Here is a 17,730-nt window from a genome sequence, read left to right as displayed (position 1 = left end):
GGCAATGATACCCGGGCTTTTTTTGACTATATTAACTTTTAAGGTGAATTTCGAATAAAAAAAGGCTGCTCTATAAAAGAGTCAGCCAAATCATTTTAATTATTTTGCTCTTGTTCTACTTTGAATTGTTTGATCAACTCAATGAGTTCACCACTTGCGGCATTTAATGCTTCTGCCGACTCCCCGACCGTATTGAGTGCACGTTGTTGTTCATCTGTGGAAGCACTCACCTCTTCTGATGATGCAGCTGCCTGTTGAGCTACGGCTGATATGTTCTGGATTGCTTCCATTACTGATTCTTTGTGCTCGTTCAAATTCTTGACGTCATTTCCAATCTCAGAAATGAATTCGAGCATTTGACCAAGCGACTCCCCTAATAAAGTAAAGGCTTCTTCGGTACCTTCAACAACTTTACTTTGCTCTCCAGAAATAACCTTTGTCTGATTCATTTCCTTTCCAACACGCTTGGATTCAGTCTCAATCCCTTTCAGAATGGTTTTTACGCGTTCGGTTGCCACTGATGATTGTTCCGCCAGCTTCCGTACTTCATTCGCGACAACAGCAAAACCCTTTCCGCTTTCCCCTGCTCTTGCTGCTTCTATTCCAGCATTCAAGGCCAATAGGTTTGTTTTCTCAGAGATTTCTGTAATGGTGGCAATGACTTCTTCTACTTCTTTTACTTTATTATTCAAATCATTGATGACCGTTTCGACTGCTGTCAATACGTGATTAGATTCATCATTTTTCATGCGCAGAGTCTTGATCTGATCAATACCGTTTTTGCTTGCTACCTCTGCATTTTCAGATATATTCATCATGGAATTGACCTGCTCGTTGATTTTTTCAATATCATCTGATAAGTTTACCGCTCGTAAGTGTGTCGATTCGACATCAGAGGCTTGCTGGGATGAACCTTTTGCAATATCAGTTACAGCCCGGGTCACTTCTTCATTTGAAGCGATGGTTTCTTCAGCTACAGCACTGAGTCCTTCAGCTGATTCCGTTACCTGATAGGAAGAGGTTTTAACAGCTTTGATCAATTCACGCATTCTATCAATCATCGAGTTGAAATGCCTGGTCAGATCACCTAATTCATCTTGGCTGTCATTTTGTACCTTGACTGTCAAATCACCCGATTCCACCTTATTCAATTCATCCCGTAAGCTGCGTACTGGTCTCGTTATACTTTTAGCCACAAAATAACTAGCTGCGATTGATACTAAAATGATGATCAGAGCTATGAACAAAATTGTATTGCGGATTGCTCCTGCTTCCTTCGTCAATGCAGCTTCCGGTGTGGAAGTCCCGACCTTCCATCCTGTCAATTCGATGGTGCTGAAATTGACGAACCGATCCCCTTCCTGATCTTCAACCGTATTCTTCTTTGAAGTAAACATCTCTTTTACATAATCCTTATTTTCTAGAAGATTCTTTCCTTTTGAATCTGGATGGACCATTGCCAGTCCGGATTTATCAAAAAGGAACGGGTAGCCGTCATAGTCGAGTTTGGTATTCGAAACGACATTTGCTAGATTTTGAAGGTTCATATCCATAGCTACCGCACCGAGGACATTTCCTGAACTCGGATCCTTTACAATTTTTGCAGAGGTCAAAACATAGTCACCTGTTGCAGCATCCTCATACGGGTCTGTCCAAATCACTTTTGAAGTGTCTTCAAGTGCATTTTCGTACCAAGGTCTTGACGTCGGATCATAATCATCCGGAAGGTCGATTTTTGGAGTGATTTTCATTTTCTTGCTTTCACTTGCTATGTATAGGTATGCGATATTTTCATTCATTCCTAAATATTGATCGAAATCCCGTTTGACGGTCTCCCATGCCGCTTGTTCATTATCTGAACCGTCATTAGAAGACTTCAGAGCTGAAATGACCCTTTCATCTTGACTGTACCTTTCCATCGATTGTTCGATACTGGTTAAATAAAGACTGATGTGGTTGGACATCTGATCCACTTTCGCCTGTGTCTGAGCTTCGACATTATTCTCCATCGTTCCGCTTACACGATCATATGTAAGAAAAGCTACAGATAGCAAAGATATAGATAAAATAAGAGCCATTACAAGCATAAGCTTGCTTTGTAATTTCTTGAACATATTTCCCTATCCCCCTCGGTCAGTTATAAAGATTGTCCACCTTTTTATCGACTAAACCCACTTAATCTTTACATTGAAACCTTAAGCCTAATTTCCTATTTTTTCCTGAGGTGCCAGGCACCATCTGAGAACCGTTGGGGGAGAAGGACTTTGATTCGGTGCCTGGCACGGAAAGAATGACACAAAAAGAAAGCTTCACTGCGCATTGGCGGTGAAGCTTGCCTTTTAGAATATGGATGATGAAACGGTGTTGGATGGTTCTCCATCTTGTTTTGTTAGTGGGTCGTATGGAACGATGAAGAAGTCCGGGAAGGTGAAGAGCTTTGGTGAGACAACTGTGTAAGAGCCTTTGCCTTCTACCGTATCGATCTTCACTGCCCCTTGATCAGTGTGCATATAGATTTTATACATGAGTCGCTTATCATCCGACGGTGTCCAGTTCAGTTGGATGCCTGGGACACCGAAACGCCCGAATGCGTATTGGGCGCTAAGATCGTCCACTTCGATCAATTCGATCGGTGGTTCCAGATCTTTGACTCCTTTTGGTTTTTCAAATGTCATGTTCTTTTGGTCCGGGATTTCATTGATAATGTTTTTGAACATGAGGGTTGCGTCTGAGCTCGTCCCCGTCATGTATCGATCTTTGGTCGTCCGATCGTAACCGATCCATACAGCCCCGACTGCATTTGGCGTATAGCCTGTAAACCAGAGATCCTTATTCCCGCCTTCGACTTCCTCCAATGTTGTCGTTCCAGTTTTGCCAGCAAGAGAAGTGTTTACATGCCCTCTCTTTCCGGTTCCTTCTTTAATAACTGACTCTAACATTTTCGTCATGAACCATGCATTCTGCTTTGAAAAGACTTTTTTCGTCTCAACCTCCGCTTTCCCGATCAATTTGCCATCACGATCGTAGATTTCTTTTACGAAAAACGGTTCAACCATTTCTCCACCATTGGCGAAGGCTGAAAACCCTCTGGTGATTTGTAAAGGAGTGACACCTTCATCCAAACCGCCTAATGCAACACCGAGTTTCCGCTCCTCAACGTCCATTCCCATCTCCTGAATGTACTTCAAGGATTTTGTTAGTCCAATTTCATTTAAAAGCCAGACTGCAGGAGCATTCAAGGAGTCCTCGATTGCCTTATACATTGAGACGGAACCTTGATACTTATCATCATAATTTTCAGGTTCATACCCGTTGTATTTCAAAGGTTCATCTTTCAATAATGAATAGGGTTCCCAATCATTTGTTTCCATCGCAGGTCCATACACCGCCAACGGCTTGAACGTCGAGCCTGGCTGACGTCTGGCATTCACACGATTGAAACCTTGCGCAACGTAATTACGTCCACCCTGGACAGCCATTACTCCACCGGTATGTGAATCCATAAGAACAAACGCGCCCTGAGGTGATTCCTTCAGGTCTGAACCTCTGAAATATTTATCCTCTTGCATCGCGTTATAGGACGCCTGCTGAGCTTCAGGGCTCATCGGAACGACGATCTTATACCCGCCCTGTAATACTTCAGTCGTCGACAGCGCATATTTTTCCTTCACTTCTTTTAAAACCATATCAATATAAGTCAGGTATGCTGGGTCTTTCTCGATACGCGACACATCAAGCGCAACTGTCTTTCCTTGAGCCCTTACCGCTTCTTCAGCTGTAATGTAATCAAGCCTCTCCATCAGGGAAAGCACTGTGTCTCTTCTATTCTTGCTTTTTTCTGGATGGGCAATCGGTGAATACCCATTCGGCGCCTTCGGAAGTCCCGCTAACAAAGCACCTTCTTCCAAGGTCAATTCACTAACATCTTTATTGAAAAACAGCTTTGAAGCTGCCTGTATTCCGTATGCTCCATGACCGAAATAAATCTGATTCAAATACATTTCGAGAATTTTCTTTTTCGTATATTTTCGCTCCAAGTTAATGGCAATCGTTGCTTCTTTCGTTTTCCTCAACAGCGTTTTTTCATGGGATAGAAAGATATTCTTCGCAAGCTGTTGGGTGATTGTACTGCCGCCCTCCACCGTGCTGCCAGATAAAATATCCTTATACAAGGCACGACTGATCGCTTGAAAATCGATTCCAGGATGTTCATAGAAACGCCTGTCCTCGACTGCGATGAACGCTTCCTGTACATGCTTAGGAACGTCTTCAATCTTAATAAGATCACGGTTTTGATCATAAAGTCTCGTGATCGTGTTCCCGTCTTCATCGACGAGGGTGGAAGCTGAACTCATCACAAGGTCTTTTTCATCAATCACATAGTTACCGGCAAACACAATCGCTACATAAACGAGCAAGGAACAAAGGATGACCGCCATTGCCCAAAGCGATATGCGCGTTGCTTTTTTTAACACAACGCATCAACTCCTTAAAGGGATAGGTAAGATACTTTTACCACTTTACTCAATATTTACTCGTCTTTCCATACTTTTGTTTCGTTTAGTATTTCACTTGTAAGGGTAAATCATGAATAAATCCCTTTTTGTGTATACTAAAAACGGAATAGAGAAAGGAAGATCAATCGATGAACTATCATATCACCTATGGTACTAGTGATTATTTGAAAACCATTGTAGAAAAATTTGAGGATGAAGAAGGCAGCTTCTATCTGCTAGAAGGGGCTGAAGATACGGCACTTATACATAAAACGGAAAAGGAAAGCCTGTTTGAATCCGGCCAATCCTATGAAGCGATTGAAGAAGCTGGCGGATTTGAAGGAGCGGAATACATCGTCTTCAACAATATCCCTGTGTCTTCTGAAGGACGTCCCTTGTTCGAGGACCGATTCAAACAACGTGCAGGAAAGGTCGAACATGAGCCCGGCTGTACCGGGATTATCATTTTGCGGCCGAAAGATTCGGAAACCTATCTCGTCTCAAGCATGTGGAAAGATGAAAGTGATTTCGAAGCATGGAGGCAATCAACCTCCTTCGAGAAAGCTCACAGACAAAAAGATACAAGTGAAGCCCTTCCACAAACGGTGTTCACCGGCAAACCATACATCAAATCATACAGAATCATAGAAACGCAGTAAAAGGGGGGTGACCTTCCCCCTTTTAAAATACCTTTTAGGTCGTGGAAGAAAGGGGTTTGGACTTTGAAAATAAATCGAGTCGACCTGATTGTGAATCCTAAAGCCGGAAATGAACGCCTTCATGAACAGATGGAACAGATCATCACAAGGTTCGAACATCATTTCCCGACCGTTAATGTGTTCCATACCAATAAAACTGGAGACGCAGGTCAATACATAAACGAATATGGGAAGGATGCAGATTTCATCATTGGTGCAGGCGGTGACGGGACAATCTATGAACTCATAAATGAGATAAGTCCTCTGGAAAACCGTCCTGCGTTCGGAATCATACCCGGGGGGACGTGCAATGATTTTTCCAGGGCACTTGGATTGTCTCAAGACCCGTTGATTGCAGCAGAACAACTGTGTATCCAAAAGTTCAGAGGGATCGATGTCGGTAAATGCAACCATCAATACTTCCTGAACTTTTGGGGAATCGGTCTTATAACTGAAGTATCGACAAATATCAATCCCAAAATGAAAGAGAATTTCGGCAGGTTATCCTACTATTTGAGTACGCTTCAATCGCTCAGTCAAGAATACACTTTTAATTTGAAGCTCGAATCCGACCAATGTGCTTTTGAAGGGGAAGCCGCCATGGTTTTGATAGGAAATGGTCCCTTTACAGGAGGGATCCGGGCATTTTTCCCTGGTTCAGATATTGAGGACGGAAAACTTGAGGTACTGATCATCGAGTCCAATCGCTTCCAAACCTTTTTTGATATGCTTCGTGCAAAAGTCATGAACGATGTACCGAACAGTGAGGACATCTTATATTTTCAAACCGACACCATTTCTATCGAGACGGCGCCGGTACAGACAATCGATTGTGATGGAGAACGGGAGTATAGCACTCCTTCAACGATTACGGTTTTACCCCGTCATATTCAGATGGCAGTTGGAGAATACCCCTATTGAAGTCCAATGACTGTTCAACTTCCTTCAAGTTCAACTAAAAAAGCAGCCCACATAGGCTGCTTTTTCATTCTCTATTATTCAACCATCCTCACAAGCATGTGTGCAAGCATATGCTGCTGCTCATTATCCCCGACACTCCAAAGTTCTTTGAGTAACTTCTCTTCACGGTTTCTCGGTTCTTCATTTTCAGCCAGGTAATCAGCGACTTTTTCCGCTGTTCTCGCCAACTGTTCTTCAGACATCCCGAGCCTTTCACCGACTCGTACACGTTTTCCAAGATATTCTTTGAAGACATCGAAGTTCTGTAGGATTTGATCACGTTCTTCCTCCGGAACCCGGTCAACGGTCGAACGTACTTCACTTTCATTCAAGTTTTCATTTTTATCTACCATATGATTTCGTTCAGACATGTTGTTCCACTCCTTGTTTCAAGACTTTTTTCGATTGCTCTATAAATACCGGAATGTCATCTGGTTGTCTGCTTGTTACGAGGGTGTCGCATACGACTACCGGCTCATCAAAAACATTGGCTCCGGCATGCTTTAGATCCATTTGAATTGATTTGAAACCAGTCACACTGCGGCCATTTAATACATTTGCTGTGATAAGGATTTGGGGACCATGGCAGATAGCAAACACAGGCTTACGTTGATAAACCACTTTCCCGGTAAACTCAACGATACGATCATCTGCTCTCAAGATATCAGGAGAAAAGCCTCCTGGTATGAAAAGGGCGTCAAAGTCGTCCGGATCAACTTGATCGATCGTTTTATCGACTTGAACAGACAAATCTCCTTGCTTGCCATTCACTTCCTTTTTTTCGGTGCTGATGACGGTAAGCTCATGGCCATCATCAATAAACGCTTGTGCAGGGTCTGTATACTCCACATCCTCAAACATGTCGGTCATTAATACTGCGATTTTACTCATTTGTATTCACAACCTTTCCAAATCATTGACAGTAATTCTAATTCCCGAAAATGTCCTGATTAAACATTCCACAATTTTGAAAACAAGTTTAATATTACGGGGCAAAGGGTACATTATACACGTAGCTGAAAGTTGGATTATTTTAGAGAAAGGATGATCAACTAATGGATAAAGAACTACAAGAACTTATTGATGGACTAAATGAGGACCTGGCAAACGAATATGCTGCAGTCATCATGTACACATACAATGCAGCTGTCGTTTCTGGTATGTATCGTCAGGTTTTAAAACCTTTCTTTGAAGGTGAAATTTCAGATGAACAAGGTCATGCGATGTACCTCTCAGAGAAGATCAGTACATTAGGAGGTACTCCGACAACAAAGCCAGCTGAAGTAAAGCAGTTGACGGATGTCCAAGAAATGCTGAAAGAAGCACGTAGAGCCGAGAAAGAAACAATCGATCGCTATGAACAGCGTAAAAACCAAGCAGCAAATCTTAACATGACAGAACTAGTTGTCAAGCTTGAGGATCTTATCGCTGATGAAACACATCATATGGAAGAGATGGACCGTCTATTAAGTGATCCGCGCCTCTCATAATAAGTTTGAAATGATCCTAGCAATCGGACATTGCCCCCTCGGGCAGTGTCCTTTTTGTTTTTGGCTGTTTTCGCATAGAATGTTGTTTTTGAGTTTGGAAAATGAGAAAATCAGAGCCTTTCTAAAAAGTGTAATGGAAAAAATAAGTGGCCCCTCCAACCCTGCATACTAATGGTTATCGTGCTATACTGTAAAAAACTGATTTTTCATACAATTAATCCGGTGAGGAGGAGTATCATGCAACACTTTTATGAACTCGTAGATCGTCATTACGATGAGATGGTTGAGATCCGCCGCTATCTCCATGAAAATCCAGAATTGTCTTTCCAAGAGGTGAATACATCTGCTTACATAGCGAAGTTTTATGATGAACTCGGGATTCCTTATCGAGCTAATGTAGGCGGGAATGGTCTCGTTGCAAGGATTGAAGGGAAAAAGCCAGGTAAAACCGTTGCATTGCGTGCGGACTTTGATGCACTGCCTATCCATGAGGAAACAGATCTCCCCTTCCGTTCCAAAGTTGATGGTGTTATGCACGCTTGCGGCCACGATGGTCACACGGCCACATTACTGGTTCTTGCCAAAGTTCTTAATCAGTTGAAAGATGAACTTGAGGGAAATGTCGTCCTCATCCACCAGCATGCTGAGGAATTGGTTCCTGGCGGAGCAGTCACGATGATTGAAGACGGATGCTTGGATGGTGTCGATGTCATTTACGGTGTTCATTTATGGGCGACGGACAATGTCGGTGAAGTCTATTACCGTGAAGGACCGTTCATGGCAGCTGCTGATCAATTCGATGTAAAAATAATCGGCCGAGGCGGCCACGGTGCTCAGCCTCACAAGACAAAAGATTCAGTACTGGCAGCTTCGCAGTTGGTTGTCGCACTCCAGCAGATTGTAAGCCGTAATGTGGATCCTTTGGAGTCCGCAGTTGTTTCAATCGGGTCGTTTGTGGCTGAAAATGCCTTCAATGTCATCGCGGATAGTGCTTCTTTAAAAGGAACCGTACGTACATTCAGTGAAAGTGTGCGTGGAAATATTGAAGCACGGATGGAAGAAGTGATCAAAGGAATCTGTATGTCGAGTGGAACAGACTACGAGTTCACATACACAAGAGGCTATCCTGCTCTTGTGAACCATAAGGAACCGACAGAGCATTTGAAAAAGGTTGCCTCAAGTCTCCCAGGTGTCCTTCGTGTCAGTGAAAAAACTGCTCAGATGGGCGGGGAAGATTTCGCGTACTACCTCGAGCACGTCCCTGGTAGCTTTGCTTATGTAGGTGCGAAAAACCCTGACGCAGTGGATGTTGCACCTCATCATCACCCGAAATTCATGATCGATGAGCGTTCAATGCCGATTGCAGCAAAACTACTAGGCGAAGCCGCTTTAAGCCACTTGAACTACGCACCAGCCGGGAAAGTGAAAACGAACTAGATAGGTAAAGACCGATTCGCCATGTTCATTGATGTTGGCGGCTCGGTCTTTTTAGAATTTAACGGACACTAGGGACCTTATTTGCTCCCTATGACCCGCGTTTCAAAAAATAACGGACACCAGGGACCTTATTTGCTCAATTCTCACCAGAATCAGCCCCGATTATCACAAATAACGGCTCTCATGTCCGCTAATTTTTCAAATCTCACCATTTTGCCGCAAATAACGGCTCTCATGTCCGTTAACATTCTCCTTAGCCTAAATCATCTATTGAAATACCTATATTTTCCATATATACTGGTTTTAATAGTGTCAGTCATAGTGTGCCGCTTCAATATTTGTGTGATCCAGTTTTAACTCTGGTGATTATATTGAAGTGGCTTTTTTATTCTTCTAATAGAACTTTTAAGAAAGGAGATTGATAATGCAAAATTTTAAACAAGTATATGAAGTATGGTTACACGAAAAAATAACCGAAGAAAAGAATCATAGGAGGCGTGAACTACTAGAGCAAGGATTAGGTCATGGGACAGTCGAATTTCTTCGTTTAATCTGGTTTCCTGTTATGAAGAATTTTAATCATTTGGATCCTGAATGGGAGGTTCGAGATTTTAATAATGGTTATCGATATCTTGATCTCGCATACAGACCTGGTAATGCCAAGGGCTGTATTGAAATTCAGGGTTATGGACCCCATGCTCGTGATCTTGATGTCAGGAGATTTAAAGATTTATGTTGGAGACATTCTTTATTAGCATTGGAAGGATGGACAATACTCCCAATAGCTTACTTATCGATTAAGGATGAACCCAAAAGGATCCAACAGCTTATACTAGCTTTTATCGGAAGATTCACTTCTACTGATATCCCCGTAAACCTCAACTATCTAGAGGCTGAAGCTGTACGATTTGCTCGTCGAATCCTCGTCCAATCACTCCACTTGAAATTGCTGATCATCTAAAAATTAGTGACCGGCATGCTAGACGTATCCTACATCATCTTGTTGATTTACAACTTATAAGTGTCGCAAGTGGAACCAAAAGAATGCGGACTTTCAAGCTTAGATGAGATTCCACCTTATCTTAACGGACACCAGAGACCTTATTTGCTCCCTATGACCCGCGTTTCAAAAAATAACGGACACCAGGGACCTTATTTGCTCAAATCTAACCAGAATCAGCCCCGATTATCACAAATAACGGCTCTCATGTCCGCTAATTTTTCAAATCTCACCATTTTGCCACAAATAACGGCTCTCATGTCCGTTACGAAAAAATCCGAGAATCATCCTTCCTCCATCTCATTCAAACACCTCATCCGATAGCAGTTCATAGCTGTATCGCCGAGTTGATCCAGAAAATTATAATTGGCGTATGCTCCGACAATCGCGCCGAAACCAGGTACCATTTGCAGCATCTTCACAAGATCGATGTGGTCGCGATAGGTGAGCTGAAACGTTTTCCAATCATAATCGTCATCCATCGAGGCTTTAGACGGCCACTTGTTCTTAGTCTCTTCCCAGTTTTTGATCGCCAGGTATGTTTCACGTCGGACATCATCACTTGAAAAAGCAAGCAAAAACACATGCAACAAGAAGATCCGCTCGTGGTATTTTCGGGTATCAAATCCATAGATCCTCGCTGCTTCAAACAAAAACCTCATCTTGATACCAAGCAGCAACGGAAAATCAGCCAACCCGAGCAGAATCCCCCCTGCACCTGTGCCCGCTCCTTCTACCATTGCAGTTTTTTTGTAAGTCTTTTTCCGTTCTTGAAGCAATTCATCACGTTTTTCAAGCGTCATTCCTTCGACAGTCGGTTTTTTCGTGGTATATTCATTACCGAACAACGTCGCCTTCACCATGCTTCGAATCGCATTCGTCACAGCATTATGGACTTTATCAGGAATCTTTTTATTGATTTGTCCCTGAACTCTCTTTGCTGCTCGTTTATATAAAGGGGATCGTTTCAAGATCATCTTTTCCCATTCTTGTAATTCCTGTTCGATAGTCTTGTTCCCGCTCATTTCCTTTGCCTCATTTCATCAACGTCCCATTTCAGTAATGATGAATCGTTTCTCAAGCTGTTTGAAAAGCAAAACTCGGGTAAAAGCAAGCACCAATGCACCCCCCGTAATAAGGATTATCCCTGTCTCCACAACTGATAAATGATTGATGAAGCTACTTAATGCAAATAAAACCACTTGTGAAATCATGATACGGAAAATCAGTCGTTGGAACGTTTCGTATCGTTCCTTTTTAGACACCGGGTAGAGGTCGACCCACACTTTCATATCAAAGTGTGGCCATAATGTCGTCAATTGGATCGCCGTCATGTAAATCAAAAGTAAACTGACGCCCCATAGCAAAAATCCTGGAGGCATGATTAGCATCAATATGATTCCGATCACAGTCAGTCGAGCATAAATGCCGAAATAGTCATTCGATCTGATAAAAGCTCTCGTATACATATAGCCGAACACCGTCTCACCTTTTCCACTCAACACTTTCATCAAAGGAGCCGCCCATGACCGTTTACGCACCTTGCGGCTGATTTCTGGAACATCGACAAACATGTTTGCAATCCGATAAAAAAGCATGAGCGCATTTGCTTCAAGCTCTATCAAACGCTCCCACTTCAGGGTATGCTTTTGGGAAAGCGGGCGATACACTGCAACATAAAGGATCGCCATGCCAATGATCAATACTGCCGTAATCAACCATGCTTCTCTAAAAATCGCATAAAGCGTGAATAGTACCGAAAGCAGCCTGATGATGGGGAGCACTTTACGTTTCGTTCCATCCGGCACCCGTAACTCTTCCCATTTTGAAATGATATTCCATCCCGTCAAAAGCAGGATCAAGACTAGGCTTCCAAAATAGACAGCACGTTCAGAAGTGATTCGATTGAAATATAACGGTCCTAATATAAGTAATAGTACAAGCACATTGAATGCTTGCATGACGAAGCTGTAAAGTAACGATTTTTGCAAATAAGGTCTAAAACGACCCTCAACCGGAAGAAGAAAATTGGCATCTGCCGTTTTTAAAAAGGTTCGGATTTTCCCTCTGCTTACAATCAGGAATACAAGAATCGTCAAAAATTCAGCAGCAGGGAACGATTCCGGTAAAACCTTCAATACCTGGCCGTAGTAATAGCTTCCAAGGATAACGCCGACATAAACCGAAAAAAGGAACCCGCTGTTCCCGATATACCGAAGATAGCGTACAGCCATACTCCAAAAATTGTTGGCACGTTCCCTCCAGAGCGTTTTCACATTCATACTCAGGCACCTCTTGTAATTTGAACATAAATTTCATCTAACGTCGCATTTTGCATGTTCATTTTCGACTGGATTTCCGAAAGCGTTCCATCCGCTAAAAGCTTACCTTCATGCAAGATGATGAAACGGTCGCAATACCGCTCAGCCGTTGAAAGGATGTGTGTGGATAATAGTATACCCGTACCGCCTTCCTTCACCTGCACAATAAGATCAAGGAAAGACTGGATGCCAAGAGGGTCAAGCCCTACGAATGGTTCATCGACCACAAATAGTGCCGGTCGGACAAGGAATGCACACATGATCATCACTTTCTGCTTCATCCCTTTAGAAAACTGGTTCGGATACCACTTCAGTTTGTTTTCCATCCGAAACTCTTTCAAAAGCGGTTCGACCCGATCCTTCAATTCCTCTTTATCGATGTCATAGGCCATCGCTGTGAGTTCAAGATGCTCCCATAACGTAAGTTCATCATATAAAACCGGGGTTTCCGGAATATATGCAATCTGGGATCGATAATGATCAGGCCCTTCGTTGATCGTACTGTCATTCACTTTGATCGTTCCTGCTATTGGCTCCATCAAACCCAGAACATGCTTGATGGTCGTACTTTTACCTGCACCATTCAGGCCGATCAGCCCTACGATTTCTTTGGATTTGACATGGAAATTGAGATTATGTAGAACAGGCTGCTGCTGGCTGTAACCGCCTGTCAATTGTTCGACGTGCAAGACACTTTTCATACTTGACCCCTTCCATGGTTCGGTTGTTTTTATGTTAGGCTGTTTCCTAAAAGGTTTGTTGTTCTTCCAGATTGTAAAAAAAGAAAACAGCTTTATGTTATTTTATCAAATAAAAGCGATCCATGCTTATTGTATCAAGAATCGTTTGTATTAACTTGGACAAATTTGGAAAAGATGAAAATGAAGAAGGTATCCCCCCTTCTTCAAAAGAAAAGAGAAAGAGATTGCTGTTGTGTAATCCAACTTCTATGGAGAGTGTACAAACGGCGTGATGCTATTTGTATCGTTTACGGACAACTCTTCTAAACAATGACCACTTTCCCAAGCCATTGTTCATTATCTCTTGTTTCTCTTTTCTTCTCTGACCTCTCCGGAGAGCTCTATCACTTGGATAGAGCTCTTCATTTATTTAGGATGTTTTTAAAAATTGTTGCGAACTAATAAGATGAGGAATGAAAACAACGGAAATATGCGAGATTCCTGCGGAGCAAGCTAAGCAAGAGCCCACTACAGGCGAATCAAGGATCTTTGGCTAACACCCGCCACGTCATGTGCAAGTGAGCTTGAGGAGGCTTGCAGATCACCCTCGGAAAGCGAGTATATTCCATGTAAACTCAAACCTTATATTGAACCTTCCTTTTTTTATGTTCATATCTCCCTATGATACAATTACGACATAGGAAAACATTACTTTTGAAAGGTGTGAATTAGTTTGGAAGATTGTATCTTTTGTAAAATCATCAACGGTGACATCCCTGCTTCAAAGGTATATGAAGATGAGCATGTGTTTGCATTCCTCGATATCAGCCAGGTCACGAAAGGACATACACTGGTCATCCCGAAAGAACACCATAAAAACCTTTTTGAGCTTCCTGCCCAAACTGCTGAACAAGTTTTCTCCGTCATCCCTAAGATTGCGAATTCAATCAAGGAACGCTTCCAACCGATCGGCTTGAATCTTTTAAATAATAATGAAGAGCCTGCAGGCCAATCCGTATTCCATTACCATGTACATATCATCCCCCGGTATGGTGAAGGAGATGGGTTCGGTGCTGTCTGGAAGCCGCATTCAGATGATTACACCTCAGAAGACCTTCAACAGATTGCACAAGAAATTTCGGAATCTATCAAATAAAGAAAACTTGGCAAGGCTAGCCTTAGCGCAGGTTGAGCCTTAGTTGCGCTTATACTGAAAGTATTTATATACATTCATCAAGTGTAAAAAAGAGGCTCTGCACATGTGGCAGAGTCCTCCTTAACCCATTATTCACTTATAAATCGATAACATCCGCTCAACTTCTTGCGATTTAGAAGGCAGAATCGTCCGTTTCAGTTCACCAACTGGTTCAATCAACTTCGGTTCCTCCCAATCTGGGTGATCGAAATGGGTATCGAATTGCTTCAACCAGTTTTGTATTTCGCGATAAAATGGGATATTCCACCGGAGTTGGTGGATGAACTCTTCTCTTGTCCCCTCGAATGCAAATTCATTTTTCATGATATCGAGCATCTCAGCTTGCCATTTCGCCTCTAAAGTGGATTTTCCTTTTATATCCTTGAAACGGTACCATTGCCGATCAAATTCAAAGGCATGCGGATAATAATACGCATAAATCGATTCAAACTGTTCACCGTTGATCGTTATGAACTTCTTTCCCCTGTGTTCACGCAGGACATACCCGCCTTCTGTCCGGTTCATATGCTCAAGCTGTGCAGGTTCGACGAATGTCAGCCATACTTCGGTCGTCGCATTCTGGACGGGAGCTATGATTGCTGGCAAAGAGCCATATGGCGCTAAAAAGGACCCGTAAATGATGTCTGAATCCAGCATGGAGGCACGAAGACATAACACGAAGTCATTTAAATCTTTATTCAAATTGAATTTATACCGTAACTGCGCTAAACAAATGTTCGAACCATATGCTACAAGAGGAACTCTTTCCTCAATCGGCGGCAACTCCTGTTCATGAAGGAAATCCCCGATTGAAAGTTTATAATCCGAACCGTCTTGAAAAGAACCCAACAAGTTGTCTGAGTCGGAATATTCGACCGTCAAATCTTCAATGGATACCCCTTTCTTTTCAATGATCCTGTGTGCTTTCCCTTCATAATAAATAAAGGATGAGTCCGGACGCGGTCCTGGATATATATCCGGATGATCATATGGACTGAGATCAATCGGTTTATTTTCTCTATACAATTTCTTCATCCCCCTTATATCTATGGTGTGATTCAAGTATAATGAATTTTCAGAAGTCTTACTATAACCAATCTTAACTTTGGACAAAGGAGTCGAGCTTCATGGAAACATTCAATTTCAATCCTGGACCTACTGCCCTTCCGAAAGAGGTCCTCACACGTGCACAGCAAGAATTGATCAATTATCAGAACACAGGTTTGTCTATTCTCGAAATGAGCCACCGGAGTAAAGCATATCAATCGATCCATGAAAATGCACAGCATTCGATGCGATCTTTTTTAGATATTCCGGATACCCATGAGATTTTATTTTTACAGGGTGGAGCGAGCCTCCAATTCACGATGGTCCCGATGAACCTCCTCAAAGAAAATCAATCCGCCTCTCATATCGTAACAGGTTCTTGGAGCCAAAAAGCGTATAATGAGTCCTTGAAGATCGGTACGACTGAAATCACAGCAAGCAGTAAAGAGTCAGGCTTCACGTATATCCCTCAAAAATCCGAGTGGAATGAACTGAGCGAGAATACCGGTTATCTGCACCTTACGAGTAACAACACAATCTATGGTACCCAGTGGCAATCGTTTGATGAGCTTCCCGATGTTCCGCTCGTCATCGACATGTCGAGTGATATTGGCTCAAGATCGGTCCCATGGGAAAAAGTCGCGCTCGCGTATGCAGGCGCTCAGAAAAATATCGGTCCAGCCGGCGTCACAGTAGTGATCATCCACAAAGATGTCCTTGCTGAGACGAATGAAAATCTTCCAGCCATCCTTGACTACAAGGTCCATGCAAACAAAAATTCGTTGCATAATACCCCACCGACCTACACGATCTACATACTTGGGTTGATGGTAGAATGGATGATCGGACAAGGTGGCTTACCTGAATTCATAAAACGAAGTGGAGAAAAATCCTCTCTTATCTATAAAGCAATCGATCACAGCGCAGGATTCTATTCCGGACATGCCGAAAAAGCGAGCCGTTCCCAGATGAACATCACCTTCAACCTGCCTTCTGATGAGCTTAGCAAAGCTTTCTTACAAGGAGCTGAGGAAAGAGGATTCGTAGGTCTTAATGGACACCGTTCAGTCGGAGGCTGTCGTGCATCCATCTATAATGGAATCGGAATCGAGTCCTGTGAGCGCCTGGTCGATTACATGGAATATTTCAAGCAAAAACATGCATGAATGTATCCTTGAGAACGCCTTACCATAAACTGTCATAGGTAATGTAAGTAAAAATCCTTTTTTTTATCTGCTCAATGATGGTAGAATGAAGGCATCCGTTTTACTCGCAATAGGCATCAGCGCACTATTGGAGTTAGCGAGAACAGATGAGTTGAGAAGAGGAGAGGATACGTATGAAATCCATTCAATTAGCATTGATTGGAGTACTATTAGCTGTAGGATTTGTGCTTCACGCAGTCATACCGGGAATTTTAGGGTCGATGAAAATCGATATGCTATTGACAATGATGTTTCTAGCGATCATTTTATTCCCTGACAAAAAAAGCGTTGGGGTAACAGCACTCGCTACAGGAGTCATATCGGCTTTGACCACAAGCTTTCCAGGAGGTCAGCTTGCAAACTTGATTGACAAACCGGTAACAGCTTTCGTCATTTTTGCATTATACATGAGCTTGAAAAAATATCATGGTACTGTAATACTTGCTGCTTCTTTAACTGCAGTAGGAACGCTGATCAGCGGCGCGATTTTCTTATCAGCTGCTGCAATCCTGACGAGCCTGCCAGCACCATTCATCGCCTTATTCGTTACTGTGGTACTACCGACAGCGGTCGTCAATACAATTGCGATGACAGTACTGTTTCCAATCATGCAGACTATTACAAAACGATCGACCTTTAACTACCAGACACAATAAATGTAAAAATAAAAGCGTAAAAAAACCGATACCCATCAAAGGGTGTCGGTTTTATCTGTTTTTCCCTGTTCCCAATTCAGGAACTGGTCAATTTCTTCGTTGACGGTTTTCCATACATAACTGATAATCGCAATATCATCGACAAGTCCTAACCCTGCGATGATGTCTGGAATTGCATCGATTGGACTTAAGAAATAAAGAAGCCCAGCAACGACCAATACCATTGATTTTTTGGAGATTTCACGGTAATTTCCTAAACGATACTGATCTGCGAGACGAATGAGTGCCTGTATTTTATCCAAAAAACCTCTTAAGGCTTCTTGTATATCATCCTTCTGAAGTTTTGCACGTACGCTTTGAACCATCTGGCCGCTTTCTTCACGATTCTCGATCAACGTACGTGCATGTCTTAACATTTTTCGAAAGTACATGAACAGTTTGATTTTTTTCCACATCTCTAACGCCTCCTTCTCTCATATCTTCCACATCTTTCTTCATATTAATCCGAGAAGAAGAGTTTGCCAAGATGTATTTGGAGATGGAAG

The 17,730-nt window shown here is 42.6% G+C and carries 16 protein-coding genes and 1 pseudogene; 8 read left to right on the top strand and 9 right to left on the bottom strand.

From position 1 onward, the window contains the following. Positions 1–95: 95 nt before the first annotated feature. Positions 96–2,114 (bottom strand): methyl-accepting chemotaxis protein, encoded by a 2,019-nt coding sequence (locus KOL94_RS22245; RefSeq protein WP_221568860.1) that lies wholly within the window; start codon positions 2,112–2,114, stop codon positions 96–98. 225 nt (positions 2,115–2,339) lie between these two features. Then, positions 2,340–4,475, bottom strand: coding sequence for a transglycosylase domain-containing protein (locus KOL94_RS22240; protein ID WP_311775216.1), 2,136 nt, complete (start codon positions 4,473–4,475; stop codon positions 2,340–2,342). Positions 4,476–4,645: 170 nt separating this feature from the next. Here KOL94_RS22240 and KOL94_RS22235 point away from each other — a divergent pair, with 170 nt between their 5' ends. Further along, positions 4,646–5,155, top strand: coding sequence for an antibiotic biosynthesis monooxygenase family protein (locus KOL94_RS22235; protein ID WP_221568859.1), 510 nt, complete (start codon positions 4,646–4,648; stop codon positions 5,153–5,155). Between the two features lie 63 nt (positions 5,156–5,218). Continuing rightward, positions 5,219–6,115 carry a diacylglycerol/lipid kinase family protein gene (locus KOL94_RS22230; protein WP_260412604.1) on the top strand — a complete coding sequence of 299 codons (897 nt, stop codon included), beginning with the start codon at positions 5,219–5,221 and terminating at the stop codon, positions 6,113–6,115. A gap of 74 nt (positions 6,116–6,189) precedes the next feature. Here KOL94_RS22230 and KOL94_RS22225 read toward each other — a convergent pair whose 3' ends face one another. After that, on the bottom strand, positions 6,190–6,525 hold the full coding sequence (locus tag KOL94_RS22225) for a DUF3243 family protein (protein WP_221568858.1): 336 nt from the start codon (positions 6,523–6,525) through the stop codon (positions 6,190–6,192). Further along, positions 6,518–7,045, bottom strand: a complete 528-nt coding sequence (locus KOL94_RS22220; RefSeq protein WP_221568857.1) for a type 1 glutamine amidotransferase domain-containing protein — start codon at positions 7,043–7,045, stop codon at positions 6,518–6,520. The genes KOL94_RS22225 and KOL94_RS22220 overlap by 8 nt, the downstream gene beginning before the upstream one ends. Before the next feature lie 164 nt (positions 7,046–7,209). Here KOL94_RS22220 and KOL94_RS22215 point away from each other — a divergent pair, with 164 nt between their 5' ends. From KOL94_RS22215 to KOL94_RS22205, 3 genes and pseudogenes are all read left to right on the top strand, one after another. Beyond that, a complete protein-coding gene (locus KOL94_RS22215; protein ID WP_221568856.1) occupies positions 7,210–7,644 on the top strand; it encodes a ferritin-like domain-containing protein in 435 nt (144 codons plus the stop codon). A 237-nt stretch (positions 7,645–7,881) separates the two neighbouring features. Further along, positions 7,882–9,081, top strand: coding sequence for a M20 family metallopeptidase (locus KOL94_RS22210; RefSeq protein WP_221568855.1), 1,200 nt, complete (start codon positions 7,882–7,884; stop codon positions 9,079–9,081). A 424-nt stretch (positions 9,082–9,505) separates the two neighbouring features. Then, positions 9,506–10,149: pseudogene (locus tag KOL94_RS22205) on the top strand (transcriptional regulator). A gap of 216 nt (positions 10,150–10,365) precedes the next feature. On the opposite strand, the gene KOL94_RS22200 reads toward KOL94_RS22205, so the two are convergent. Genes KOL94_RS22200 through KOL94_RS22190 form a run of 3 tightly spaced genes read right to left on the bottom strand, consistent with a single transcriptional unit; the run spans position 10,366 to position 13,103 of the window. Then, complete coding sequence (locus KOL94_RS22200; protein WP_221568854.1) at positions 10,366–11,106, bottom strand: EcsC family protein; 741 nt, start codon at positions 11,104–11,106, stop codon at positions 10,366–10,368. An 18-nt stretch (positions 11,107–11,124) separates the two neighbouring features. Next, on the bottom strand, positions 11,125–12,363 hold the full coding sequence (locus KOL94_RS22195; RefSeq protein WP_221568853.1) for an ABC transporter permease: 1,239 nt from the start codon (positions 12,361–12,363) through the stop codon (positions 11,125–11,127). Between the two features lie 2 nt (positions 12,364–12,365). Beyond that, complete coding sequence (locus tag KOL94_RS22190) at positions 12,366–13,103, bottom strand: ABC transporter ATP-binding protein (protein ID WP_221568852.1); 738 nt, start codon at positions 13,101–13,103, stop codon at positions 12,366–12,368. Positions 13,104–13,815: 712 nt separating this feature from the next. On the opposite strand from KOL94_RS22190, the gene KOL94_RS22185 reads away from it, so the two are divergent. Then, positions 13,816–14,238, top strand: coding sequence for an HIT family protein (locus KOL94_RS22185; protein ID WP_221568851.1), 423 nt, complete (start codon positions 13,816–13,818; stop codon positions 14,236–14,238). A gap of 132 nt (positions 14,239–14,370) precedes the next feature. On the opposite strand, the gene KOL94_RS22180 is transcribed toward KOL94_RS22185, so the two are convergent. Beyond that, positions 14,371–15,303 carry a hypothetical protein gene (locus KOL94_RS22180; RefSeq protein WP_221568850.1) on the bottom strand — a complete coding sequence of 311 codons (933 nt, stop codon included), beginning with the start codon at positions 15,301–15,303 and terminating at the stop codon, positions 14,371–14,373. A 101-nt stretch (positions 15,304–15,404) separates the two neighbouring features. Here KOL94_RS22180 and serC point away from each other — a divergent pair, with 101 nt between their 5' ends. Together serC and KOL94_RS22170 are read left to right on the top strand one after the other, a co-directional pair. Next, complete coding sequence (serC, locus tag KOL94_RS22175; protein ID WP_221568849.1) at positions 15,405–16,490, top strand: 3-phosphoserine/phosphohydroxythreonine transaminase; 1,086 nt, start codon at positions 15,405–15,407, stop codon at positions 16,488–16,490. A gap of 173 nt (positions 16,491–16,663) precedes the next feature. Continuing rightward, positions 16,664–17,185: a tryptophan transporter gene (locus KOL94_RS22170; RefSeq protein WP_221568848.1), complete on the top strand. Its 522-nt coding sequence runs from the start codon at positions 16,664–16,666 to the stop codon at positions 17,183–17,185. Positions 17,186–17,220: 35 nt separating this feature from the next. On the opposite strand, the gene KOL94_RS22165 is transcribed toward KOL94_RS22170, so the two are convergent. Continuing rightward, the gene (locus tag KOL94_RS22165) at positions 17,221–17,640 is read right to left on the bottom strand and encodes a YkvA family protein (RefSeq protein WP_221568847.1); all 420 of its coding nucleotides are present in this window, start codon (positions 17,638–17,640) and stop codon (positions 17,221–17,223) included. Positions 17,641–17,730 lie beyond the last annotated feature (90 nt).

This window comes from Alkalihalobacillus sp. TS-13, from assembly GCF_019720915.1.
GTDB lineage: Bacteria > Bacillota > Bacilli > Bacillales > Fictibacillaceae > Pseudalkalibacillus.
Note: the sequence above shows the minus strand (reverse complement) of the source record. Positions and strands in the feature narration are given on the sequence as shown.